This window comes from Paenibacillus sp. 7516 (genome assembly GCF_002272715.1).
Classification (GTDB): domain Bacteria; phylum Bacillota; class Bacilli; order Paenibacillales; family Paenibacillaceae; genus Paenibacillus; species Paenibacillus illinoisensis_A.
In genome coordinates this window covers 72,850-98,542 of sequence record NZ_NPBI01000040.1, presented here as the reverse complement: position 1 = coordinate 98,542, position 25,693 = coordinate 72,850, and the positions used below count along the sequence as shown (strand labels likewise).

Below are 25,693 nucleotides of genomic sequence, written 5' to 3'. Positions count from 1 at the left end.
AGTCGCCGTCACATATCAATCCAGCACCTTTTTTATATCCTTTTACGTCATTTAACGTGTAAGTTCCAAGCTTTCCAGGCTATGCCTGCTAATCCTTAATCAATAGGACTGAGTCTCACCGATTTGATCTCATAGGGTCTAAATGTCAGCTCGAATGCGCCCTTCTGAGAAGCCAGTGGACCGATTTCATCCTCCAACAGGTTGACGATCGATGCCTCCACATTCTGGTCATTCCACTGGGCCTGTACCGTTTCCCGGCCACCTGACGATTCATAGAAACGAAGTATCGTACCCGTACCATCTTCCGAGGCCTTAACGGTATCCAGGATGACATGCTTGCTCTGATAATCAATCCAGGCGTGCTCCGCAGGTAGGACGCCCGCATGCCTGCCTGCGGCAACGGCCTGAACCGGATGATTCAGCTCCATCGCCTGACGTACGACCCCAGCTTCCCGCCAATCTCCCTGGTGGGGCAGTACTGAATACGTAAATTCATGCTCGCCCTGATCGGCATGTTCATCCGGCCACTTCGGAGCACGCAGCAGAGACAGGCGAATTGTCCGATCCTTGATGTCGTATCCATATTTGCAGTCATTCAGCAGACTTACTCCGCTATTGCCCTCGGAGATATCCGCCCAGCGATGCCCGCAGACCTCAAACTGTGCCTGTTCCCAGCTGGTGTTGTTATGTGTCGGCCGTTCCAGCGCACCAAACGGGATTTCATACGTTGCTTTCGCAGCCACCAGATCCACCGGAAAGGCAACCTTGAGCAGCTTATGACTCTCGTTCCAGCTGACCTTTGTCTGGAAATCCACCCGGCGCTGATGACGATAAAATACGATATCCTGGCTGATGTCAGATTCATTCAACTTCCAGCGAATCCGCAGCACATCCTTGGCTGCACCCCGCTGTACAATCTCCTTTGAGATTAGCTGAACCTTGCCTGCAGGCTGAGATTCGAACCTCGGATCAATGTCCCATGCATCCCAGTAGGTCGGCTTGTCATGGAAAAATTGCAGCTCATTTGCCTTATCCCCTGGCTTCAACAACTCCCGACCCCCAGATTTGTCGTACCATCTGGTAATCTCGCCGATCTCGTTGAATTCAACCATATAAAACGGGGTATCCCAGCTGGAAGGGAAAGAGTCCTCCATACATGCAGCCGGAGCAGAATGCTTGTCTGGGCGAAGCCATATCGTCGTATAACCAAACGCAGGGATCGATGGGATAACGATAGACAGGGTTCGCGCGTCTTCCTTTTCCACCAGATCACAATCCATCCGATCACCGTTCTGGTCAAACGCTGCCATGCCGCTGAGTTCAGCACCTCCGCTAAGGGTCACCACTTCTCCGCGCTCCCAGCCCAAACTGTTAAATATGACATACGGTATGCCTTCCCATCCATCCGTTGCAATGCGCTCTGCGAGGCTGCCGAGTGAATTATTCAGAGCTGACGTGCCCAGCTCAACCACCCTCGTGTACTCTTCTGCAGACGTAACGTAAGCTTCCGGAATGGATGTGCCAGGGATAATATCATGGAACTGATTAAGCATCATCAGTTTCCATCCGTCGTCCAGGTTTCTCTTGATCTGATCTGCTCCAGTCCCTGCAAACTGCCCCCAGATTTCTGCATCCCGATACAGCACCTCAGCCTTGCGATTGCTGCGTTTATTTCGCGCATGAGTCGTATATGTTCCGCGATGCAGTTCCAGATACAGGTCGCCATGCCATTTCGGCAACGCTGGATTGCTGGCTGAAATCTCTTCAAAAAAGGCCTTAGCCGTGCTGAATGTGCTAATTGGCTGACCGACCATGAACTGGGCACGTTCCGCGAACTCAACCATCTCATGTGTAACCCCGCCCCCACCGTCTCCATGTCCATAGAGCAGCATTTGCTCCGGATGCAGATCCTTCTGTTTATAGGATTGCCAGTGTTCATCCACATCCTTGGGACGCGTATGCTCATTCACCCCGTGATTGAGATACGCCAGTACTGAGGTACCGTCTATGCCTACCCAGTCGAACAGGTCGTAAGGAAACGCATTGGTGTCATTCCAGTTGAGCTTGGTGGTCATGAAATAGGGAACATTCGCAAGCTGAAGTATTTGCGGCAGGGACGCACAGTAGCCGAAAGTGTCCGGCAGCCATTCGATGCTTGAGCGCTTGCCGAACTCCTCCTGGTAGAAGTTCTGTCCATACAGAATCTGTCGCACCAGGGACTCGCCGCTCGGGATATTCAAGTCTGGCTCTACCCACATGCCACCGACGAGTTCCCATCGACCCTCGGCAATGCGAGCCTTGATCCGTTCGTACAGATCCGGATAATGCTCCTTCACGAAGGCGTATAGCTGAGGCTGGCTCTGTGAATACACGAACCCTGGATGTTCGTCCATTAAGGTACACATCGTGGAGAAGGTACGACTGGACTTGCGCACGGTTTCCCGTACAGGCCAGAGCCAGGCGATATCAATATGTGACTGCCCTACAAGATGCATGAATCCATCCCGTTCTTCTTCCGGGTCCTGTTCCTGTACGGATTGTGCAAGCGATTGTTCGAAGCGCTGCACCCACGCTGGCTCAACCCACCGCTTCGGCTCGTTGTACATCTCATCCATGACTTGGTGAATGGCCCGGACCAGCCGGATACGCTTCAGATCTTTTTCAGGCAACGCCTTTAGCGATTCCGCAAGCACTGTCACACTGTACATGAGGCTTTGCAGAGGACGATTGATATGTACGAGGGCTGTACGTATTCCCCGAATCGGCGGTTGTATGACCGCCTGGCGATTCAGTGGATCATGCGGCTCCGGAATGGGATCATACAGCTCAATCTCCAGCAGGGGTGATGCCCCAACCCGGCTTCGGGGAAGCGGGACCAGCCAGTGATTGCGATCCAGTCCGTGATACGGCTTGCCGTTCACCTTCAGCAATCCTTCACCACCCGCTTCAAAAGTCAAAGCAATGACATGATCCTCCCAATCGCCAGGGATTTCAATGAGCTTGCTCATAAAATAAGTCGTTCCGTGTTTACTAGGAAGGGGATCCACAGATTGGACAGCGGCTTCTTCCCGCTCCATCCGGTATTCTCCAGGCCGAATATATCTGGCCTTCTGCATCTGCCATTCGGGCAGCTCCACCTTCGCTAACCATTGCTGCTGTGACATATCCTCTATAAATCGGCTTATCCGAATCATACCGGTCCCACCTCACTTTGCACTTGTAAATCGCATGCCTTCCACTTCTTAGAGCTGCTGCCAACCATCAGACGGAACTTGCCCGGCTCAACCACCCACTGATGGCGGGAGTCCATGAGCTCCAGGTGCTCTGCATTCACGGCAAAAGTAACCGTTTGGGTCTGTCCGGGCTCCAGATGGATCTTGCGAAATCCCTTAAGTGACATTTCCGGCCGTGTAACGGAAGCAGCTTCGTCCGTTATATAGAATTGCACAACCTCAGCTCCGGCTACCTTACCCGTATTCGTGACCTCCACCTGAACCTCAGCCTCACCATTCGGTTCAATCATTTCAGGCACAACTCTCACATGGTCATACTCGAATTCGGTATAGCTGAGTCCGAAGCCAAACGGATATTGCGGCTCCAGATCCATCTCCAAATATCTCTTCCCCCGCGTACGTCTGGCATTGTAAACGACGGGAAGCTGTCCGACATGTTTGGGAATGGAGATCGTCAGACGCCCGGACGGATTCACATCTCCAAACAGGATGTCTGCAACCGCATTGCCGCCCTCCTGACCCGGGTACCAGGCCTCCAAAATGGCATGCACATGCTCGTCGATCCACGGTTCTGCAATAGGTCGCCCGTTTATATATACGACAACCACGGGTTTGCCCAGCTTATATACCTCCTGCACCAACTCCAGTTGCACACCCATCAGATTCAGCGATGAACGGTCGATACCCTCACCACATTCCATATCATTCCAGGGATTATCCGTTACAACCGATGCACCCGTCCGCAGATCAATCGTGCCTTCCCCGAAGTCGCGAGCGCTTGATCCGCCCATAACCATCACAATGACGTCGGCCTGTTCAGCACAAGCGAGTGCTTGTGCAAAGCCCTCCCTGGAATCGCCTTTGATCCGGCAGCCAGGCGCGTACAGGATTTGATCTGCCTGAGCACCAACCTTGCGGCGTATACCTTCCAGCACCGTAACAATCTGTCCACTTGGTTGTGGTGAGGTGTAGTCTCCCAGCTGGTTGTACGTATGATTGGCATTCGGACCCAGTACCGCGATCTTCGGATTCGTCTTGCTGAGCGGAAGGAGATTCCCCTCATTTTTGAGCAAAACAATCCCTTCCTGGGCTGCCTTCCTTGCCAGCTCCACATGCTCTTCGCAACCAATCACTCGCTCCGCAAAGTCTGGGTCGACATAAGGCTGTTCAAACAGCCCCAATCTAAACTTCATCTCCAGAATTCGCCATACCGCTGTATCCAGATCCTGATGATGAATCAATCCCTGCTCCAGTGCCTTCGCCAGATGTTTACGATACATGAATCCGGACATCTCCATGTCCACACCCGCTTGAAGGGACTGAGCTACGGCCTGCTCCCCGTTCTCCGCTGTGTTGTGTCCGCTAACCAGCATCTGAATGGCACCAAAATCGGTGATGACAAACCCCTCAAAGCCCCACTGCTCGCGCAGGAGATCATTCAACAGATACGTGCTGGAAGTGCACGGTACACCGTCAATCTCGTTGTACGCAGTCATCACAGAGCAGGCACCGGCCTCCACTGCCTTTTTGAAAGGCAGCAGGTCTACCTCGTGCAGCTCGCGCGGACCCATATGCACAGGAGCGGCATTACGCCCTCCTTCCGAGCTTCCATATCCCGCAAAATGCTTCAGCGTCGCCATAATGGTCCGGTCCGAATCGAGACGGTCCCCCTGCAATCCCCTGATCGCTTCCACAGCCAACTCACCAATTAGATACGGGTCTTCGGCAAAACACTCCTCGGTCCGCCCCCATCTCGGGTCCCGCACCACATCCAGCACAGGCGAATAGGTTGCTGCTCCGCCCTGGCTGCGAGTCTCTACCGCAATCGCCTCACACATCTTCCGATACAATTCCGTGTTCCACGTGCTTCCTACGGCCAGCGGCACCGGAAATACCGTTGCCCCGATCGCCATATGGCCATGCGAACATTCCTCCCCGAACAAAATGGGAATACCCAGACGCGAGTTTTCAATCGCATAGCGCTGAATTTCATTGGTGGCAGCCGCTCCCTCACCCGGGGTCAGCCCGGTTTCCAGTGTTACCTCGGTCCACGGATCGGCACGCAGCACGCCGTATAGAGAACCGACGCCACCTTGCACGATATTTTCTTTGAATTCCTCCGTCACTTGTACGGTGCCATCCGACTCTTTCTTGTATGTCTTCCAGCCCATCGGCTGGATCAGCTGGCCAATTTTCTCTTCCGTAGTCATCTGTTCAAGCAAATTCTGTACCCGCTCGGGGATCGGTAACGAAGCATCTCTATAATCCATGTGCACATTCTCCTTATGCATTTGGCTTGGCTTGCTGGTTGTGTTCCACTTGCGATCAAATGGCTTTTCGGTAATCACTCGGTGCGACACCTACCACATTTTTGAAGGCCCGGTTGAAGGAGTTGTAATTCGTGTATCCGACTTCCTCGCTGATCTCCTGAATGGCCTTATCCGTCTCCTGCATCAACTGTTTGGCCTTCTCAATCCGCTGACTGATCAGCAAATCCACAAATTTCTCACCAATCTCATCCTTGAAAAGCTTGCTTAAATATTTCGGATTAATATCGAACAGGTCACTCAAATAATTCAAAGACAGATCCGGATTGTTATAGTTCTCTTCGATATACTTGCGAATCTCCAGAATATGCGTCCGGTGTTTCTTGGAACAACGGAGCGCCTGCATCTGTCCGGCAAGTTTTTGGAAGCCATCCTTGCACAATTCCTGCAGATCTTCGGACGTTTCCCAATCCTCCAAATTCCGAAGCAGATGACCCATGACCTCTGCCCACAGCTCGTGGTACTCACGAGGCAGCTCTGCGAATTCCCGGTTCACATGCTGGAACAGCAGCTGGATCGTGTTCATGATTTCCTGACGGGATAGCATCGAGGCATGAATCTGCTCAAACAGTTTGTCAAAATGCTTATCCCAATCGTCATCAGACAGCCGCATGGCCTGCACCAACAGCGATATGGTCTTCAAGAACTCATACACATCATTGGTTGAGCCGGGTACATCACCATATGGAATAATCCGGTTCACACCCAGCACCGCTTTGTAATCGAGTGCATGGACCGCTTCCTTGAAGGATGCTCTGAGACCACGCAGATCAACAGCCACCCGCCCAATTCCAATGGTTACCGTGAAGTTCAGATACTGCTCGACCTGATCCAGATAGCCTTCCAACAGTCTGCGTTCACTCTCTTCCGGCTGCGGTGTGTCCGGCAACCATAAGATGGCATACAGGCGATGGTCGGAGATCCACTCCGCCCATACCTCCGTATCTTCCTTGCGGGCGCTCTCCTGCAGAATGCTGGACAATACAAATTTCAGAAGGGACTGGTCCTGCACATGATATTCTTCAATGAAGCGGGAATAGCGGTCGATCTCAACGACCATTACGGTCCATCTGTCGTCCAATTGCGGCAGACTGAACCTGTTCATCTCGGCCGAGAGTTCATCGGCAGTAAACTCTCTCGTTCCCTCCAGCAGTTCCTGAAAGAAGTATTTCTTCTTCAAAATCAGATTCTCTTCGTACTCCTCCTGATACTGCTTCGTCTGGTCAATCATTTGTTCCAGCGTGGCTTGGATAAATCGGAATTCGTTCTCCTTGGAATGGCCCATGCCTGGCTGTTTCTGTGAAGCAACCGTCTCAATTAACGTGACGATCTGCTGAATCGGCTTATAATTCCTTCGAGTTACATAGATCACCCACGCTACACCAATGAGGACAACAGCCACGGCAAACACAAACCAGATATTGTAGAATTTCAGGGCAAATTTAACGACTTTGCCGTTGTTCAGCCCCGTTTGTACCTTCCAACCGCTGTAGCTTGAAGTAAACTCGGAGAAAACCTCGCCGGAAGAGGCTTTGACTGCATGCTCTTCTGTCACACCGCTGTCCCACAGATTGCCGCCTGACCGATTGTAGATGTTGACGAAGGTGAACTCCGGATCGTACATCTGCATAATGGACTTCTGCAGCGTCTGCAGATCAACATTCACTACAATCAGGCCACTCCCATTGCCAACGCCGCGGATCAGCGTAATCACCTGTTTTCCTTCCTCTGTGGGAAAGGCCCTGAAGGTTCTTCCGCCGACCCATTTCTGCGTTTCTGCAGCCCGGCTGTCTTCTATAAATGCCGCATCCGGGAACTCCTCGATGGGCAGGGGTTTGCCATTGCTGAATACCTTGTCATCCCTGTAACGGACCATATAAATGGAGTCGATCAGCGGATATTCTATTTTCAATTCGTCGATAACCTGAACTGCCTGGATGCCGGCATAGACATCATCACTTCCGGTTACCGCGTAATAATTTTTCAGATTCGGATTGGTCAAAATCTCGCGCAGCACCTTGAAGTCTATCGAGCGCAGGGAATTATCCAAATACTGCGTCACTTGTGAAGCCAGAAATTCATTGGCCTTTAGCGCTTCCTTGCGGTTCTGTTCATTGAAAATCTGGAAGAAGATAATAAATAGAATCGTTGTCACAATAAAGAACACAGGCAGATACGAAAGCAGCAAACGTCTAAACCAATTGTTGTTCATCCCCAAGGTCCCCCCACCACTGTTTATACATGTGACGACAACCACTCGCTCTGGTCGTTAACTACCTATAAATAATCCGTATTATATCGGAGGAAGTGGGGTTGTCAAAGGATAAAACTGTCCCGGTCACGGGTGACTTCGGGACAGTCTCGATCTTGAATTCCTCAACTATTATTGATCCTTCTCTATTGCACGCTGGTAGATCTCAAGGTAATTGCTGAGTCCCAGTCCATCGAAGCCTTTGACATATGAATCCCATTCCTTATCGATGCTTTTGCTGCCGATAATGAACTGCGCCATATTGGTCTGCACATAATCCTTAATAGCCGTGGTAAGTTGTGCTGCCGATTCGGTATCCTCCGGACGAATAAATACATTTGACGGATATACTTCTTTTGGTGCATATGGTTCATACACATTGGTCGCTTGAGCCAGCCTTGTACCGTAGCCTTCTGCCTCTAATGGATTTTGACCTTCGGCAAACAGGTTACGGAACGTATTGGACAAGTCATGAGCTCCGATCTGCGACCAGCTTTCGTTAACGACAACGTTCGGGTCACGTTCAGGCAGGTTGTAGTAGCTGTACTTGGCAGGCTCACCATTGATGTTTTTCTCATCTGCATCAGCCTTCTTCCATCCCTTGCCTTCGGTCGGGCCATATTCCGCGTACAGGGCACCTTCTTCACTGAACATGTAATCCACAATTTTGATCGCCGCAATCTGCTGTGCTTCTGTTGCTTTGTTGGTGATAGCAAACTCAAATTCGCCTACGCTCTGTGTAGCACCTGTTGTCTGTACGCCATCTGGTCCTTTCAATGGAGGAACGATCTCCCAGTGCTGGTGACGTGTAATATCTTTGTCATAGGTGTTCACAAGATAGCTGACCAGTGCCGTCGTAATGGAGCCGACCACTTCGTCGCCTTCCTTATTTCCCAGCTGTCCGATCGCCTGATCGTTTTGCGTGAAGGAAGCCGGATCAATCAGGCCTTCTGCATACAGCTTGTGCATGTACTCCAGCCCTTTTTTCCACTCATCCTTGTTTGCTGCAAAATCAACCTTGCCATCATTCACGATGAGGTATTTGTCGTTATCGTTGTAAATAAAGCTGTTCATCAGGTAGGCATCAATGTTGCCGTTCCATACATACTTGTTCGGTGCGCCAGTGAGAGGAATCTCATCAGCCTTGCCGTTACCGTTGGGGTCCTGCTCCTTGAACGCCTTCAGCACCGTGTACAGTTCATCCGTCGTTGTTGGCATTTTCAGGCCCAGGTTATCGAGCCATTCCGTGTTGATCCAGTATTTCTGTGCGTACGTACAGTGGTAACATTCGTTGAAAATCGGCAGGGCATAGATGTTGCCGTCCGGAGCTGTAATGGCTTCTTTGAAATATGGCTTCTCTTCCATGATCTTGGTCAGATTTGGACCATATTCCTTAATCAGATCCTGCAGCGGAAGGAACACCCCTTGTTTTCCATAGTTCTGAAGATCTGAGGTGGTGAACTTGCCGTGAAGGAACACTTCGGGATAATCACCACTGGCGAGCAGCAATTGTCTGCGGTCCTGCAATGCGTCTGTCGGGGCCAGATCCCATTTCAGGGTAACGTCGAACTTGTCTTCGATAAATTGGGTGAACTCATTCTCTTCCATGGACGCTTTGCCTTGCGGGGCAAAGAAAGTCATCGTTACAGGGCCACCGCTCTCGCTGCTACCGTCGCTACCTGCACCCGATTCTTCGGATGAACCACATGCGGACAACAAAGCCATCGAAGCAAAGACCAGAAACAACATCGAAATCCAAGATTTTCTCAATCTGACTCCTCCTTTTTGTTCAAAACGGCATACAACTCGTTTACTGCACTCGTATAAAACCGATCCCGGAAGCCGGCGTGTTCCTTCCACCTCCTTTCAAGAGGCCAGCCGGGCATCATTTCTGTGAATTATCCCTTAAGGGAACCAACCATGACCCCTTTGACAAAATGCTTCTGTACAAACGGATACATGATCAAAATTGGAATACTTGCAACAACGATAAGTGCATATTTCAATACCTGCTCGAAGCCCTGATCCCGCATCTGTTGACTGGTATTGGCGAGCATTGCCGGATCAGCCGCATTCAGGATGAGCAGATTGCGCAGAACGTATTGCAGCGGGAACAACTTTTCGGAACGCAGATAGATCAGAGCATCAAAATACGCATTCCAGTGACCTACGGCATACATGAGTGTCATAACAGCCAGGATGGGCTTCGACAACGGAAGTACGACGCTGATCAAATACCGGATATCCCGGCAGCCGTCCATTTCCGCCGCCTCTCCGAGTTCTTCCGGGATGGAAGACTGGAAGAAGGTTCTCGCTACGATGACCTGGAACACCGCGAGCGCCCCTGGCAGCCACATCGCCCAGCGTGTATCGAGCAGGTGCAGGTCCTTCATCAGGAGGTAGGTCGGAATCAAACCACCATCGAAGAACATTGTAATCATCATGAAAATGATAATGGCTCCTCGTCCATAGAACGACTTGCGTGACAAGGGATAAGCCAGCATGACGGTCAGTGCCACGTTAATGAATGTGCCGACCACGGTGTAGATGATCGTGTTGTAGAAACCGAGCATGAGCTGCTGGCTTTTGAAAATGGAGATGTATGCTTTGATGTTAAAGTCTACCGGGAACAGCCACACTTGACCGGATGTAACGGCTCGTGACGAGCTGAATGAAGAACTGATGATATACAAGAGGGGGTAAAATACCGTTAACAGTATGGCGAACAGAAAGATATAGTTGAGTGTCATGAAGATGCGGTCACCGAGCGGATCCTTGATCCGGTTACGATTAAACAGGTTGAACATGGATGAGCTCCTCCTTTACCACAAGCTGTTCTGGGATACTTTGCGGGAAATGCCGTTGACGATGATCAGCAGGATCAAATTGATAATGGAGTTGAACAATCCTACTGCCGAGGAGAAGCTGAAATTTGCTCCGATCAGACCGACCTTGTACACGTACGTGGAGATGACCTCCGATGCGCTTGTGTTGAGCGGATTCTGCATCAGATATATTTTTTCAAAGCCGACACCCATAATGCTGCCCAAACTCAGAATCAGCATGATAACGGTGACTGGAACGAGCGTTGGAAGGTCGATATGCCATATTTTCCGAAGCCTTGAAGCCCCGTCCATCTTCGCTGCCTCATACAGTGATGGATCAACACCAGCAAGAGCGGCGATGTATATGATGGATGAATATCCCATGCCCTGCCATACGCCGGACCAGACATAGATGGATTTGAAGTATTCCGGAATGCCCATGAAGTTGGTCATCGGGAAGCCGAGCAGGGTGAACAGCTTGTCTACCACGCCCACATGCGGGGACAGCATCAGAATAATAATGGATACCATCACAACCGTGGAGATAAAATGCGGAGCGTAAGTGACCATCTGGACGGTCTTCTTAAAGTAACCCGTTCGGATCTCATTCAGCGCCAGCGCAAGCAGGATCGGAATGGGGAATCCGGCGATCAGGGAGTAAAAGCTGATGCCGATCGTATTTTTGATCAGGAGCCAGAAGTTGGGGGATTCGAAGAATGCTTCGAAGTGTTTGAATCCGACCCAAGGACTTCCCCAGATCCCTTTGACTACACTAAAATCCTTAAAGGCGATCTGGACCCCAACCATGGGAATGTACTTGAAGATCAACAGATACAACACGGGAGGCAGAACGAGCAGATAGAGCTCCCAATGCTTCTTGAGGCTTTTGATGAATGGATGCTGCCTTTTGGGCTCCACATGGTTCCTTTGCTGGAGTTCCAGGTTGGCGGGTATGCTTTCCGTAGCTCGACTCATTTGCGTCACTCCTTCTACACCTCAAGTGTAATAATACATTACATTCACTTCTCTTAAACATCCTATTATTCGATCAAATTGATATTTTGGCGCTAACCGTGTTAGTAATAGTATCAGGTAGCGCTTTCTTAATTCGATAGTACATGGAACCTGGTTTTTTGATCAATTCGTAATTTTCTCCCACCTCTCCATATTCCATAAACCCTTGTGGCACAAGCATTTTTGCGCCTTTATTATGCGAAATCCCACCTCCTTATGCTTGAATACAAAAATCCCGGAGGCCCTGATTGCTCCCCCGGAATTCACATGCCATCTACCCACGTGTTAACAATTTGAACGTATGCGTGATCGGTGTTGCCCCAGAAACAGCAGATGGTGGCAGATCGACAACAAGTCCATTCTCCGTCTGCTGATACGAAATTACGTCATTGGTGCCCACGAGTTCGACTCGCTCTACTTTCTCCAAATAAGGGATGATGACTTGTGATTCTACTGCTTCGTTCTCGTTTCTGTATAAACGGAAGGCGTACACGGTGTTGATATCTTCCTTCTGCGTAAAGGCCCAATCCTTCGTAAAATAAGGTCCGCAGATCCGGGTTCCATAGATCCCTTCACCATGGGTATTGAGCCATTCACCAAGTGCCTTGATGCCCCTCACTGCCCCTTTGGGAAGACGACCATCCGGCTGCGGTCCAACATTCAGCGCCAGGTTGCCGCCCTTGGATACCACTTCCAGCAAAATATGCGCCAGCTGTCTTCCCGATTTATACTGGTCATCGAAACCAAAAGCGAAGGAATTACCCACCGTAATGCAGCTCTCCCAAGGGATATTCATTGGGTGTTCCGGGATGGTCTGCTCTGGGGTAACAATATTCTCGTACGGTCCACCCACCGTGCGGTCTGCTGACAGAAGCCATGGCTGCGTTGTTTGACGTGCCCGCTCCACAACTTCTCCCAGCCGGATATCCTGGCCGTGGCGACCCTCGCGTACCCAACCGGCATCCAGCCACAGGCATTCGATCCGCCCGTAATTCGTCAGCAGCTCCATGATCTGCTCATGTGTGAATTCCACGAATTTCTCCCACAGCCAAGGGTACTTGTGGGGATCGTACGATGGTCCACGCCACATGTGGCTTCCGCGCTCCATTCCGGGTGCCCAATAATACGGCGTATGCCAGTCCGCTTTGGAGAAATACGCCGAGATCCCCAGCCCTTTGGCCCGGAATGCGTCAAACAGTGCTCTACAGATGTCCGCATATTTATGGGTATGAAACGGGGTATCCTTGCCCGTGATCCGATAATCGGTCGTATGGGTGTCCCACATGCAGAAACCGTCGTGGTGCTTCGTCGTGAACAGGAAGTATTTGAAGCCATTGTCTGCCGCCATCTGTGCCCATTCTTCGGGTTGGAAACGGATCGGGTTAAAGGTTTTGTTCAGATCGAAATATTCCCGCTTGAAATGCTCCATGTCGTCCGTCCAGTCGATGTCATCGCGCGACCAATCGCCATCCTCATCGCTCAGTGCCCAGGACTCCACGAGTCCAAGCTGGGAATAGGGACCCCAGTGCATCATCAGCCCCAGCTTCTGGTCCTTGAACCACTCCAGCCGCTCAAGGAGCAGCGGATCTTCCGGTTTGACCCATTCTTCCTCTTTGCTAAAATTGTGTACCCCGGCTTCAACGACCTGTTCTTCCTGTTCCAGCACCACGTCTTTGGTTTCGCTCATCCCGTTCATCTCCTTTGGATTAGATATAAGATAAACTACACAGGTTAAGCCCTGGCACTCCGATTGCAGAACCATCTTCCGATCGCTGTTATCCCCGGATTTTTTGGATTCCCTTTTCCCAAAGGGAAAATCCGGGGATAAACGCGAGCGCTTCGCTTCTCCAGATTGGTTCTGCCCTCTCCGTTTTGGCTTAAACGTTCAGTTCAACAAATAAGGGCATGTTCAGTCTCGTCACTTCGAGTGCGGTATCATCTTCGGATTACAATTACGAAGCAGCCTTCTTTTTTTAGAAAGGTTTTTATTGTGCCTCTTCAGATTGGTTCTACCCTCTCCGCTTTGGCGTAAATGTTTAATTTTACAAGTGAGGACATGGGGAACATTAACTACTTGGAGTGTGATATCTTCTTCCGATCACGGAGCCAGTTACAGTAAAATTTCGCGTCCCTCGCGTGCTGACTCGTAGATGGCACAGAGCATTTTCATCACTTCCACGCCGTCCTCTACCGGACTAAGCGTTTCCTTGCGGCCCTGTGTGCTGTCAATAAAATGGTTGATTTCATTACGGAACGAGCCCATAAAATCGAATGATTTGAAATCCACCTGTGGGGTCATGTTCAAAATGGTATTAAATTTCTCGCCAATGATCGAGATTTCGGGCTCCAGTTCGGCTCCGCCCTTGTCGCCGTACAGTTTAACCGAGGTTTCATCCGCTTTGGCATGAAGTGTGAAGCTGACATCCACAAGCAGACTTGCCCCATTTTCGAAACGAATCAGGGCATTCGCCATGTCCTCAACCGTGTTCTGGTCAGCGTCATAGTCTGCGGCTTTGTAAAAAGACAGATTCTTGATATGGGCACGATTGCCGAGTCGATTGGACACGTTGGCAGAAACGGATTTCACCTTTGGTCTGCCCATCAGGTACCAGCAAATATCGATGACATGCACACCAATATCAATCAGCGGACCGCCGCCGGAACGATTAATATCCGAGAACCAGCCGCCCGGGTTACCGAGGCGACGCAGGCTGGATGCTTTGGCATAATAGATCTCGCCCAGCTCACCCGCATCGATGAACTTCTTCAGAATCTGCGCATTGTCGCTATAGCGGCGTACAAAACCGACCTGCAGCAGCTTGCCGCTGCGATGAACGGCTTTCTCTACTTCGAGGGCATCTTCTACGGTTTGGCATAGCGGCTTCTCACACAGCACGTTTTTACCCGCGTCCAGTGCGGCAATGCTGATCTCTGCGTGTGAATCGTTCCATGTACAGATGCTGACGGAATGAATCTCGGGCAAAGCCAGCAGTTCCTTGTAGTCGGTGAATACATGAGTTGCATCATATTTTTTCGCCATGTCTGCGGCACGTGCTTCATTCAGGTCACATATGGCGTATATTTCAACGTCTGGGTTACTGGCATAGGCTTGCAGGTGGCAATCGGATATTGATCCGGCACCGATGACGGCGACTTTCAATTTGGACATTGTGCTGATCCCTCCATAAATAAAATCTAATGATTGTCGTTCCGCAGAGTAGACGTTCCGGTTGCGATTCGTTCTTCCGATCGCTCTTATCCCCAGATTTCTTTAATCCCTTTCTTTCAAAGGTGAAATCCGGTGATAAAGGCGCACGCTCCGCTTCTCCAGAATCGAATTCGCCCCTACACTACTTCCGCAAATTTTAACGATTAGGCCATGCTTAATATCAATTTATTTAAAACAAGTACTCAGCCCTATGCCTCTTCCCATAGGCGGCGAACGTTATCCATCGCAATGCGTGAGGCGGTTTGGCAATTTTCCATACCCTCGAATTCAACCGAAATATATCCGTCATACCCGGATTGCTTCAGTACACGGAACACCTCAGGCATGTCGATATCGCCATGGCCTACAATAGCACCGCGCAGGTAATTGCCGTGCGAGGTTCGGAACCAGCCTTCACCGGGATTGCGGTACGAAGATCTCCAGTAGAAGTCCTTGGCGTGCACAATCGACGCATAGGGAATGTTGTTTTTCACTGCACTCACCGGATCTTCATCTACACAGAGGAAATTGCCGACATCCAGCGTGGTTTTGAAATTTCCCCGTGCCGTTTCATGCAGCAACCGCTGAATCCGCTCGCTGGATTGCACATAGTACCCGTGATTCTCCACACTCGTTGTAATTCCGAAGCCTGCCGCATAATCGGCAATTCGCTGACAGGCCTGCACCAGTACCGGCAGGTCCGTCTCAAACTGCGCTACAGTCCCTTCTTCAGCCGGACGAAAAGCTACATCATGACGCATGAGCTTAACACCCAGCGCAGCAGCCACATCCACATGCCGCATCACATTTTGTATCTCTTGCTCCAGCGCATCGGCGTCCTCCTGTACAGCGAAGTTTGCGCCAATCGCATAATTGGAAATGTCGATTCCGACCTCTTCTGCCGTATGTTTAATTTCATCAATCAACTCCGGATTGTCGATCAGACTGAATCCCATCGGTACAATCTCCACATGCTCGCCGCCCTGCTCGGCAATAAATCGGATGGCATCCGGCACGGTCAATTCCTTGCGATCAAGTGCCTGCTGCAGACTGTAGGTACTAAGTCCAACTTTCATACTTCACCTCATCCTCTCTTGTAGTCGATGACCATACCCAACGTATACCTTTTTCCGGATGGCTCGACAATTCCCAATAATCGTTTGCTATGCTTTTTTCCTTTTCCTAGCCCAAATCTGCCTTATTTACAAAAGTTACTGCCTGATCAGTCGTCTTATGCAGCTCAAACACGATGATTTCATTTATACCTTGACGCAGCAGCGGCGCAGGGACGTACAAGGTTTTTTGCGGCCCTTTATCCCAATATCGTCCCAGATTGAAGCCGTTTACATAAACAACACCCTTGGTCCATTGGTCTAGTCGCAGAAAGGTATCCTGTGCTTCGTTTACTTGAAAGTTCCCCCGGTAAAATGCCGGATTCTCAATATCAGAAGATATTTCGCCGAATTGCAATTCGGACAGATCCGTCAGTGGCAGACAATGAATCGTCCAATCGAATAGAAATTGAAAACCATGACGCACTCCCTCTGTAATGCCCTTCGGATCTCTCAGGTAAGGTCCATAGTTGATTCGCCCCATGTTTTCAACAAGGATCGAAATGTCCGCACCCTCTTCAGGCACTTCAAAGGATACTGACAATGCATCGTTCCCGCGTTCCAGCACGCCCTGGAATTGACCATCCACAAACACCAGCGCACGATCATGCACCTCTTGAACCACCAGCTCCTGTCGCTCTCTGGGCCCGGAAATTCGGGTTTGGTACAAAATAAATCCATAATCCTGTCCGAGCTTTTCCATCGGTTCCGGATTGGTTCGCTGAACCGGGACCGAGATTCGGTCCACCTGTTTCAGCAGTTCGGCCTGTTCCGTCAACTTCACTCGCCCGTAGGCAAAGGTACCCTTTGATTCAGGCAGTACAAGCTCTCCCATATCGCGGCCGCTGTACCGGGCAATAAGATCACGTACCGCATGGAATTTTGCTGTCGGCTCTCCTGATTCACTGAGCAGAGAATCGTAATCATAACTTGTAATGGTAGGTTCGTATTGATTCTTTTGCTGACAATTGGCCCCGTTGTAGAAACCGAAGTTTGTTCCGCCATGGAACATATAAAAGTTAACTGAAGCACCTTCTCGCAGCATCTCCTCGAATACACCAGCTACATCCTCTGCATCACGAGTGTGATGTGACTCTCCCCAATGATCAAACCAACCATTCCAGTATTCCATACACATCAGTGGTTCTTCGGCTTGGTATGTGCGCAGCTTGGCAAACGCCCCTTGCGTCCCTGAGCCAAAATTGACGGTAGCCAGGTGCCCCGGCACTGATCCAGCCTGCAGCATGTGGTCTGTCGGTCCGTCCGAGGTAAAGAGCAGGACATCGATACCACGCCGCACCATGCCATCACGCAAATATTTCAGATAACCCGCATCATTTCCAAAGCTGCCGTATTCGTTTTCAATCTGCATCGCGATGATCGGTCCGCCTTGGGTGCTGAGGAACGGTTGCAATTTGGGCAAAAGCACATCATAATAACGGTCCACATTCGCCAGAAACTGCTCATCATTACATCGTAGACGGATGGCATCATCAGCCAGCAGCCAGGAAGGCAATCCTCCGAATTCCCATTCGGCACATATATAAGGGCTCGGACGGACAATCACATACAGACCCACATCTCCTGCAATTTGAATAAAACGCTCCAGATCCGCCATGCCTTCAAAACGATATTGTCCTGGCTGTGGTTCATGAAAATTCCATGGCACGTATGTCTCCACGGTATTCAAACCGCAAGCTTTCAGCTTCAACAGTCGATCTTCCCAATATTCGGGGACTACCCTGAAATAATGGATGGCTCCTGAACAAATTTGAACAGGCTTGTTATCATACATGAATTGTGAACCTTGATAGGTCAGAACCGCCATGCTACACCTCTCCCCGCTCGCTCAGATATACACCCAGCCTGGACAACGTAGGGTACCACCTGGATTGATGAATGGTTAGTCGAACCCTTCTCGATGTGACCCTCGGAAAGCGACAAATTCGTTTGTACCCTACAACCGTTCCGGTATATATCTCATCCCAGCTACCGTCTGGCCTGCTAACCTCCAGTGTAAAACGCTCAATCCGTTGACCTATCTGGATATGTTCCATCAGCACAACCCGGTCAAATGCTGTCTCCGTCAGCAAATCCACCTCAATCCACGCCTGCTCCGTTCCTTCGCGCGGACACCAATACGTATTCCGCCGTTCATTCAGCACTTGCAAGACTTCATGTTGTTCATCCATCGTCTCCGATGCTTCAGCCTGTGCATGCCATGCCAGGTTTTCCTGAAACGTGGTACGCAGAACATCTCCCAACTCCTGCAGCCGTTCGACATCCCGTTCGTGAATAAGGCCACGCGTATCCGGCGGCAGGTTGAGCAGAAAACTGGCGTTGCCCCCTACTGCGCCGTAGTAAACGGTAAGCAGCTCTTCTAGCGTTTTGACCTGAGTATCTTCGCTTGCATGATAGAACCACCCTGGGCGAATGGATGTATTCACCTCGGCAGGGTACCAGGTCAGCTCGTCACCTAGGTCACGGATGACCTCTCTGCTTCCCAAATCACTGTCCTGCGTATTGATCCTTCTGGCAAACTCCCCATCATCCACCTGCTGGGATTGCTCCTGAATCTTCTCATTATCCTGCATATGCGCCGGCACAACACTCCATTCCGAATCCCGTGTATGACCAGCCTCGTTGCCGCACCAGCGGACATCCGGGCCGCATACCGAGATCACAGCTTCCGGCTGGAGTTCCCGAATAAGCGCATAGTAAGCGTCCCAGTCGTAGACCTGCCTTTTGCCATTCGCACCTTCGCCGCATGCTCCGTCAAACCACACACAGAAGATATCGCCATAATTGGTGAGCAGCTCGCGCAGCTGATGGAGGAAAAACTCGTTATACCTCTCTGAATCCCCGTATGATGCCTCATGACGATCCCAAGGGGACAGATACACCCCGAACTTCAAGCCGCCCTCACGACAGGCATCGGCCACTTCTTTTACCAGATCACCTGTGCCGCTTCTCCACGGACTGGCTGCAACTGTATGCTCGGTAAACTGACTTGGCCACAAACAAAACCCGTCATGATGCTTGCATGTCAGGATCAATCCCTTCATACCTGCCGCCTTACACGTCTCTACCCATTGCTCTGCGCTGAGTTCCGAAGGATTGAAAATTGCTGGGCTTTCTTCGCCAGTCCCCCATTCGCGATCCGTGAATGTATTTACCGTAAAATGAATAAAGGCGTAGAACTCCATCTCCTGCCATTCCAGCTGACGCTTGGAAGGACTGACTTGTGCTGCAGTCTTGACCCAATCGGCTGCTTGAAGTCCATGACTCATCATGTATCACTCCCGTCATTCGTGGATTGGAATGCACTTAACAGATGTCGTTTGGCTTCTTCAACCATCTGCGGATGAATGGGCTTATGAAAACTGCCTTCATATCGGACACCTGAACCCATATGTATTTCCGTAATACCCGTTTGCCTTACCAAGTCCCTAATCCTATCCAAGGTTACCCCTGAGCCTGCCATTACCGTTACATCCAACGCCTGCCCCAGTTCATGGAGCTGTTTCAATTCAGAAATGGCTTCAGGTGCTGTCCGTTTTCCTCCAGATGTCAGTACACGTTCTACCGGTCCCAGCGTGCTGATGGAATGGAGTGTTCCTGTCAGACATGCGCTCACATCTATGGCCCGATGAAATGTAACACCAAGTCCGTGTGCTTCGGCTAGACAGGACTCCATGGCTGCAAGATCAACTTCTCCGGCTTCCGACAAGGCACCGACCACAATGCCAGATGCTCCAAGTTCTCTAGCCATGCGTACCTCCTGGGTCATAATACGGATGTCCTCGGCGCTATAGCAGAACGAGCAGCTATGCGGACGAATCATGACATATACCGGAATGGAAACTTGGGACACCACTTGCTCGATAATGCCAACGCTGGGGGTAAGGCCTCCTTCAGACATGGCAGAGACCAGTTCAATTCGGTCTGCTCCACCCTGCTCGGCTGCCCTGGCGTCTGCTGCATCTACTGCAATCACTTCCAATATGGGCTGTCTCTTCATTGGATAACTCCCTTCGTTCCTTCCAATATATAAGTCCTTGAGGCTTCTCACCATTCACAAAGCGTCCGGTTTTTTGACCTTTTGTGCCTACTTGCCGAGTGGTATAATCTGTGACAACAAGTTCAAGGCGGTGATTCCATGGATACGGATGTGATCTTTCCCAATATGACAAGCACACTGCAGGTTACGGGTTGTCATTTTGGCAGAAAATCACCCGGCTGGGTCTATCCAAAGCACCATCATCATTTATATGAAGTTCTGTATTGCCAGTGCGGAGAAGGCAGAATGCTGATCGGTGCGGATGAAATTCTGCTTGGTCCAGGAGACTGGTTCTTCATCCGTGCAGGTGCCAGACACCAGATGGAGAACGCCCATACCAACGAGCCCGCAAGAGACATGGAACCGATCCATCATTCACGCTTTGACTTTTTTAATATTCACTTCGACATTGATGATTCCGAGCTGCGAAGAACGCTGAGCCAGCAGGAATATCGCCTGATTCCCCACAGCAAGGCAGCTACCACTGAACTGCCTGCCTATGTAACCAAGATTGAACGGGAGATGCAGCACAGTCTGTCCTCGACTTCCCTATCTGCTTCAAATGGCTCAGAAACCAGAATCACCCTGACCTCAGTTCAGAAAATGGCACTGCAAGCCTACATCCTCCTGATCATTCAGGAGATCATCCTGCTGCAATCCGGAGAATCTGATTCTATCCCGGACGCCATACCGGAGGTAACCATGCATAAGGCTGATACTGCACATCGCATCGAAGAGCAGCTGCAAACCATTATTTCGAGTGAAGGTTCCATCACACAGATGGCCGAAGAGCTGAACCTGAGCCGCAGCCAGTGCACCAAAATATTCAAAGAAATATACGGCATCTCCCCTCGGCAATATGTCACAGAGAAGAAGCTTAACCATGCCAAACAACTGCTCGTCAGTACCAACAAGACCATCGAGGATATCGCAGATGAACTTGGCTATCACTCTGTCAGCCACTTCTCCAGGCAATTCAGACGGGGTACCGGACTCTCACCGAACCAGTTCCGTCCACGCCCCATGACATAAGGACCGTCAAAGCGCATCATTTGCGCATTTGCGGTCCTTATTCCTCGCTATCGATTAACGGTCAGCTTCCAAAACGCAATCCGATCCCTTTTCCATGTATAGGTAACATACAGTTCCTTCCCCTTGGACATGATGGCCGGATAGGAATATTCCCCCGGTTCGTTCTCCAATACGAATTCATCACCCCAAGTCCAGCCGTTATCGACCGAAAAAGCAACAACCAAAGGAGTTCGCGGACTATCCGTCGCATACCCGTTGACCGGATTGTAGACAAGCGCAAGCAAACCGTCTTCCATCAACGTGACATCAATTCCGCTATTGTTGTTTGGCAGCTCCGTCTGGTAAGCCTCACACCAGGTCCATCCACCATCATCCGAATCACTGCGATAAATAAACCCCTCAGTGCTGCGCAGCAGCATATGCACACGTTTCTCGCCGGAAGACCACAACGTGGGCTGGATCAGCCCTTTGGCAAACCAGTGCTCTGTCCCAACATAGGTGGACAGATCCATCGGTACATCAGCACTCTTCGTCCATGTGCTCCCATGATCTGTCGAGATATCGACAAACGACTCCCAGATCTGGTGTCCTGGAATCTCAGAGTCAGGTCGTTCAATGGAAGCTGGAGCCAAAATCGCCCCATCCTCCAGTTGAATAGGCTTGTTGCGGACCGGACCGCGTCCACCCCGATCTCCAGGCACCAGTTCTTGGGGCACGCTCCACGCATGCCCACCGTCCTCCGAGCGAATGACGCGGGTATGCCAATCTGTAATCTCGTGCCCTACCTTGTAAAATAACATTAGCGAATCACCCAGTACGAACAGCACAGGGTTCCAGTGAGCAATGCCTTCCTCATCTGCAACTTTGCGCGGAGCGGACCATGATCCATCTTCCTGCCTTGCCATCCAGATTGCGACATCACTTGCCTTCTCATGACTGCCTGCAAACCAAGCGGCGAGTATCACCCCATCCGTTAAAACAGCAACGGTGGAAGCATGACTGCTCTGAAAAGGCTGACCTTCATGAAAGACATACTGCTTGTCGGCAATGATCTTCATCAATGGTTTCTCCTTTGGATGATCACATTTTGTTATTTTTGTTATTTAAACTCGTTATTACTATTTAGGTCTAGTCTAAAACGTTAGGTTAAGCACGTCAATACAAAAAAAGACACCCCGGAGGGTGTCTATCTTGCCTTGATTTCCTTTTCGGTCATCCAGGCTTTTTTATTTTTTGCGACGAGCCTTCGTCATTCGATTAAACATAATAAGTGCGGCAATCACCATGGCAATCATGGCGATACTACTTGCTGATTCCTGCGACATGCCGAACAGCATACCCAGGTTGGTTACCAGGCTTCTTACAATCAACGCTACTGCAATCAGCAGGATTGGACTCCAATAATTATACCTTCTCATCCTTCGCAACACTCCTGACCAGATTGTTCAGAATTCCAGGATCTCCTAACAACATCATAACAGTCAGCCTGTCCAGTGACAACATGCCCATCACGGGATGCCTGTATGCCTGTGCTAGACCTGTTTGAACTCAATCCAGTCAATCTGCAGACCCGGTTTGGTGAAGTCCAGCTTCAACTCATACAGCCCTGCTTCCAGCTCTACTTTTACAAGCTTCTGTCTGATCCATTTGCCTTCTGTACCATTGGTCTGAATGGTCGTCATCAACTGGTCATTCAAAAGCACATTACATGCACTTTGGGCCAGTTCCGGCTCAGGGGACATGATCTGTACGATAATCCGATATTGTCCTGCCTCGTCCACTTTCATATAGACTGGCTCGCTTACAGCAGGCTTCACCTGTGCATTCTCAGCCAGAGCCTGGGCCTGGTCCGAAGCAAGAGATGCATTGGCCTGGAAGGATGCCACGTTCTCCACGATTTCGTGTTTTCTCGAGGAAACCGGTGCATTCATGATGAACTTGCAAATATTGATCGCCGAGCGCTGGAGCTCTCCGCGTGTCAGAGTTCCATTTGCCAGGGACTCAATCGTGTTATCATCCCAGCCGTTGATCTCTGCGCCATAGTTCGGCACAACCATGTACAGATCGTTCTGCGCACGGATCATCCAGTTTGTATATTTGCGGTCAGCCTCTCCGCCTTCGACCACATCGTTCATAATGGCCCACCAGTCTGTCATAACGATCCCGTCGAAATTCCACTCTCCGCGAAGAATGGTCGTGTTCAGATCGTAGTTGGATGCAGCCCAGTGTCCGTTGATCGGGTTATAGGAGGTCATGATGGAATTGGCGCCGCCTTGTTTCACGGCAATTTCGAACCCTTTCAGGTAAATCTCACGCAGGGCACGCTCCGAGACTACGGCATCAACCTTGCTGCGGTGTTTCTCCTGATTGTTGCAGGCAAAGTGCTTCAGGGTCGCATTGGATCCGCCCTTCATAATACCTTTGGTGCATGCTGCCGCAAACACACCCGAGATCAGCGGGTCTTCGGAGAAGTACTCGAAGTTACGACCGTTGAGCGGGCTTCGGCGAATATTAAGTCCAGGTCCGAGCAGGGTATCCACCTGATTTCTTAGCAGCTCCTGACCTTCCATGACGTACAGCTCTTCAACCAGATCCGTATTCCATGTTGCTGCCAGCAGCGTGCCGATCGAGACTTGTGTAGCTTTCTCCCCACTATCCATACGAATGCCGGACGGGCCATCCGCAGTGCACGCTACAGGAATGCCGTAGTTAAACAGGCTGTCACTGACACCACCGAATGCGGACGCTGTACCCGAGGTAACAAGCGGACTGCTCATACCTTCGCCTCGTACGATCGCAGCCAGATCCTGATCGCTTAATTGGGCGATGAAGGCTTCCAGACTGACTTTTCCGTTTTTGACATCGCTCAATTTGTAACCTTGGTTACCCGTTTGCTCCAGCGTTTGCGGGAGATTTTGCTCAATCCGGTCTGCCATGGAAACCTGACGCTTCGGCACGTTCACGTAAATGAGCTCGTACGACCCATCCGCCTTGCGAACACCTGGCTTCATCCGGGTGAAATCTTCGGTTGGGGCCATCGCCTCTTGCAGCTGCTCTACCATTTGAATCGTTTCTACGATGTACCCTTCCTGACCGTCAATTTCGATGTGGTCTGCTTGTTTTACACTTGTACCGACATGCAAACGATACGTGCCTTCTTCGAGAACGTAAGCCGATGCATATCCTGTGACGCCTGCATCATCGTAGGATGCCATGCTATGTACCGGGAAGCTTACTGTCAGCAGTTCCGATTCTCCAGGCTGGAGCAGTCCTGTTTTGCCGAAGGCTGCCAGAGCCTTCACAGGTTGTCCCAACTTGCCTTGTGGTGCTTCATAGTACACCTGCACAACCTCTTTGCCCGCATATGTCGTGCCCGAGTTGGTCACGTTTACACGAACTTCAATGAAGGTTTGGCCTTCTGCGGAAATCGTGCGAGCATCTTGCGGTTGAATGGCAAACGTCGTATAAGACAGGCCGTAACCGAATTCAAATTGCACCTTTTCAGGTCGAAACGTTTCGAAATAACGATAACCCACATAAATATCTTCCTGATACAGGTTCTTGAACTCATTGCCATAGTTGCTTGTTGAAGGGTAATCTTCGATAGAATACGCAATCGTATCCGTCAGTTTACCGCTCGGTGTAACGTCACCCGCCAGTACATCGGCAATCGCGTTACCACCCTCCATACCACCATGCCAGGAGTAGATGACGCCCTGAATCGGATGTATATACGTTTCGTTCAACCAGCTCATATCGATAATATTGGAGACATTCAGCACCACAATGGTATGTTCAAAATGCGCTGTAACCTGCTTCAGCATGGCTTTCTCATCTTCGGTCAGCTGGTAGCTGCCTGGTGCATCTGCATTATCCTGATCTTCCCCAGCAGTACGTCCAATGACCACGATGGCTTTGCCGGACTTGCTTCTTGCCTGTGCAACCAATTCATCGGTCAGAGGCATTTCCTTCTGGTTCCAAGGCTCAGCTGCCCATACTTTACCGCCATCATCAAATGGATTTTCCTCAATCCACTTTTCATAAACTGCTGCCAGCTCTTCATTAACAGTGATATTCTTCTTGCCGCGAAGCCCATCCAGCAGGTTCGTTGTATATGCTACATGCACGCTTCCGCCTGAACCTGTGCCGCTACGATAGTAGTTAACTTGAATTCGCCCAAAAACTGAAACGTTTTCGTTGTCACGAAGAGGAAGTACCTGACCTTCGTTTCTCAATAGTACCGCGCCTTCTGCGGCAACCGTGCGGCTAAATTCTGCAAACCCTTCCAATGGAACTCCGATTTGATGTGTACTCAATGATTTCCCTCCTGATTGTTCTCCCCATAATCCATGAATCGTCATGTATAAAATGAACTTAGAACATCCTACATTAGACCACTTCGATTGCAGAACAACCATCCGATCACTCTTATCCCCAGATTTCCTGACTCCCTTTTTTTAAGGGAGAAATCCGGTGATAAAGGCGAACGCTTCGCTTCTCCAGGTTATTTCTGCCCTCTCCGTTCTCTTGTACTTGTTACATCAAGCCCATCTTATAAATGAGATATTCAGTGATTTGGTAGATTCACTTGTACATAGTCCCATATTAACAGATTCTATAGAAGAAAATAA

Annotated in this window: 16 protein-coding genes; 1 reads left to right on the top strand and 15 read right to left on the bottom strand. The window is 50.3% G+C overall.

Annotated elements, in window-relative coordinates:
• Positions 1–95: 95 nt before the first annotated feature.
• The 12 genes from CHI14_RS27050 to CHI14_RS26995 form a co-directional block, all read right to left on the bottom strand.
• The gene (locus CHI14_RS27050) at positions 96–3,194 is read right to left on the bottom strand and encodes an alpha-mannosidase (protein WP_095293106.1); all 3,099 of its coding nucleotides are present in this window, start codon (positions 3,192–3,194) and stop codon (positions 96–98) included.
• A complete protein-coding gene (locus tag CHI14_RS27045) occupies positions 3,191–5,503 on the bottom strand; it encodes a glycoside hydrolase family 3 N-terminal domain-containing protein (RefSeq protein ID WP_095293105.1) in 2,313 nt (770 codons plus the stop codon). The genes CHI14_RS27050 and CHI14_RS27045 overlap by 4 nt, the downstream gene beginning before the upstream one ends.
• A 55-nt stretch (positions 5,504–5,558) precedes the next feature.
• On the bottom strand, positions 5,559–7,772 hold the full coding sequence (locus CHI14_RS27040; RefSeq protein ID WP_095293103.1) for a helix-turn-helix domain-containing protein: 2,214 nt from the start codon (positions 7,770–7,772) through the stop codon (positions 5,559–5,561).
• Between the two features lie 171 nt (positions 7,773–7,943).
• The gene (locus CHI14_RS27035; protein WP_095293101.1) at positions 7,944–9,581 is read right to left on the bottom strand and encodes a type 2 periplasmic-binding domain-containing protein; all 1,638 of its coding nucleotides are present in this window, start codon (positions 9,579–9,581) and stop codon (positions 7,944–7,946) included.
• Positions 9,582–9,709: 128 nt separating this feature from the next.
• Entirely contained in the window at positions 9,710–10,618 is a 909-nt protein-coding gene (locus CHI14_RS27030) for a carbohydrate ABC transporter permease (RefSeq protein WP_095293099.1), read from the bottom strand.
• A gap of 15 nt (positions 10,619–10,633) precedes the next feature.
• The gene (locus CHI14_RS27025) at positions 10,634–11,611 is read right to left on the bottom strand and encodes an ABC transporter permease (RefSeq protein ID WP_095293097.1); all 978 of its coding nucleotides are present in this window, start codon (positions 11,609–11,611) and stop codon (positions 10,634–10,636) included.
• Between the two features lie 313 nt (positions 11,612–11,924).
• Entirely contained in the window at positions 11,925–13,337 is a 1,413-nt protein-coding gene (locus tag CHI14_RS27020) for an alpha-L-fucosidase (RefSeq protein ID WP_095293095.1), read from the bottom strand.
• 423 nt (positions 13,338–13,760) lie between these two features.
• Complete coding sequence (locus CHI14_RS27015) at positions 13,761–14,819, bottom strand: Gfo/Idh/MocA family protein (protein ID WP_095293093.1); 1,059 nt, start codon at positions 14,817–14,819, stop codon at positions 13,761–13,763.
• A gap of 248 nt (positions 14,820–15,067) precedes the next feature.
• On the bottom strand, positions 15,068–15,934 hold the full coding sequence (locus CHI14_RS27010; RefSeq protein ID WP_095293091.1) for a sugar phosphate isomerase/epimerase family protein: 867 nt from the start codon (positions 15,932–15,934) through the stop codon (positions 15,068–15,070).
• Between the two features lie 106 nt (positions 15,935–16,040).
• Positions 16,041–17,798, bottom strand: a complete 1,758-nt coding sequence (locus tag CHI14_RS27005; RefSeq protein WP_095293089.1) for a glycoside hydrolase family 35 protein — start codon at positions 17,796–17,798, stop codon at positions 16,041–16,043.
• Position 17,799: 1 nt separating this feature from the next.
• Positions 17,800–19,260, bottom strand: coding sequence for an alpha-L-fucosidase (locus tag CHI14_RS27000; protein WP_095293087.1), 1,461 nt, complete (start codon positions 19,258–19,260; stop codon positions 17,800–17,802).
• The gene (locus tag CHI14_RS26995) at positions 19,260–19,991 is read right to left on the bottom strand and encodes a copper homeostasis protein CutC (protein WP_170948285.1); all 732 of its coding nucleotides are present in this window, start codon (positions 19,989–19,991) and stop codon (positions 19,260–19,262) included. Before CHI14_RS26995 ends, CHI14_RS27000 begins: the two co-directional genes overlap by 1 nt.
• 138 nt (positions 19,992–20,129) lie before the next feature.
• On the opposite strand from CHI14_RS26995, the gene CHI14_RS26990 reads away from it, so the two are divergent.
• Positions 20,130–21,062, top strand: coding sequence for an AraC family transcriptional regulator (locus CHI14_RS26990; protein ID WP_095293083.1), 933 nt, complete (start codon positions 20,130–20,132; stop codon positions 21,060–21,062).
• 47 nt (positions 21,063–21,109) lie between these two features.
• On the opposite strand, the gene CHI14_RS26985 is transcribed toward CHI14_RS26990, so the two are convergent.
• From CHI14_RS26985 to CHI14_RS26975, 3 genes are all read right to left on the bottom strand, one after another.
• On the bottom strand, positions 21,110–22,120 hold the full coding sequence (locus CHI14_RS26985) for a sialidase family protein (protein WP_095293081.1): 1,011 nt from the start codon (positions 22,118–22,120) through the stop codon (positions 21,110–21,112).
• 168 nt (positions 22,121–22,288) lie between these two features.
• Positions 22,289–22,480, bottom strand: a complete 192-nt coding sequence (locus CHI14_RS26980) for a hypothetical protein (RefSeq protein ID WP_095293079.1) — start codon at positions 22,478–22,480, stop codon at positions 22,289–22,291.
• A 114-nt stretch (positions 22,481–22,594) separates the two neighbouring features.
• Entirely contained in the window at positions 22,595–25,378 is a 2,784-nt protein-coding gene (locus CHI14_RS26975; RefSeq protein ID WP_095293077.1) for a glycoside hydrolase family 3 C-terminal domain-containing protein, read from the bottom strand.
• Positions 25,379–25,693: the final 315 nt, after the last annotated feature.

Coding starts and splice junctions, on each gene's coding strand:
- CHI14_RS27050 (WP_095293106.1), bottom strand. CDS start 3,194: ATGATTCGGATAAGCCGATTTATAGAGGATATGTCACAGCAGCAATGG.
- CHI14_RS27045 (WP_095293105.1), bottom strand. CDS start 5,503: ATGGATTATAGAGATGCTTCGTTACCGATCCCCGAGCGGGTACAGAAT.
- CHI14_RS27040 (WP_095293103.1), bottom strand. CDS start 7,772: ATGAACAACAATTGGTTTAGACGTTTGCTGCTTTCGTATCTGCCTGTG.
- CHI14_RS27030 (WP_095293099.1), bottom strand. CDS start 10,618: ATGTTCAACCTGTTTAATCGTAACCGGATCAAGGATCCGCTCGGTGAC.
- CHI14_RS27025 (WP_095293097.1), bottom strand. CDS start 11,611: ATGAGTCGAGCTACGGAAAGCATACCCGCCAACCTGGAACTCCAGCAA.
- CHI14_RS27020 (WP_095293095.1), bottom strand. CDS start 13,337: ATGAGCGAAACCAAAGACGTGGTGCTGGAACAGGAAGAACAGGTCGTT.
- CHI14_RS27015 (WP_095293093.1), bottom strand. CDS start 14,819: ATGTCCAAATTGAAAGTCGCCGTCATCGGTGCCGGATCAATATCCGAT.
- CHI14_RS27010 (WP_095293091.1), bottom strand. CDS start 15,934: ATGAAAGTTGGACTTAGTACCTACAGTCTGCAGCAGGCACTTGATCGC.
- CHI14_RS27005 (WP_095293089.1), bottom strand. CDS start 17,798: ATGGCGGTTCTGACCTATCAAGGTTCACAATTCATGTATGATAACAAG.
- CHI14_RS27000 (WP_095293087.1), bottom strand. CDS start 19,260: ATGAGTCATGGACTTCAAGCAGCCGATTGGGTCAAGACTGCAGCACAA.
- CHI14_RS26995 (WP_170948285.1), bottom strand. CDS start 19,991: ATGAAGAGACAGCCCATATTGGAAGTGATTGCAGTAGATGCAGCAGAC.
- CHI14_RS26990 (WP_095293083.1), top strand. CDS start 20,130: ATGGATACGGATGTGATCTTTCCCAATATGACAAGCACACTGCAGGTT.
- CHI14_RS26985 (WP_095293081.1), bottom strand. CDS start 22,120: ATGAAGATCATTGCCGACAAGCAGTATGTCTTTCATGAAGGTCAGCCT.
- CHI14_RS26980 (WP_095293079.1), bottom strand. CDS start 22,480: ATGAGAAGGTATAATTATTGGAGTCCAATCCTGCTGATTGCAGTAGCG.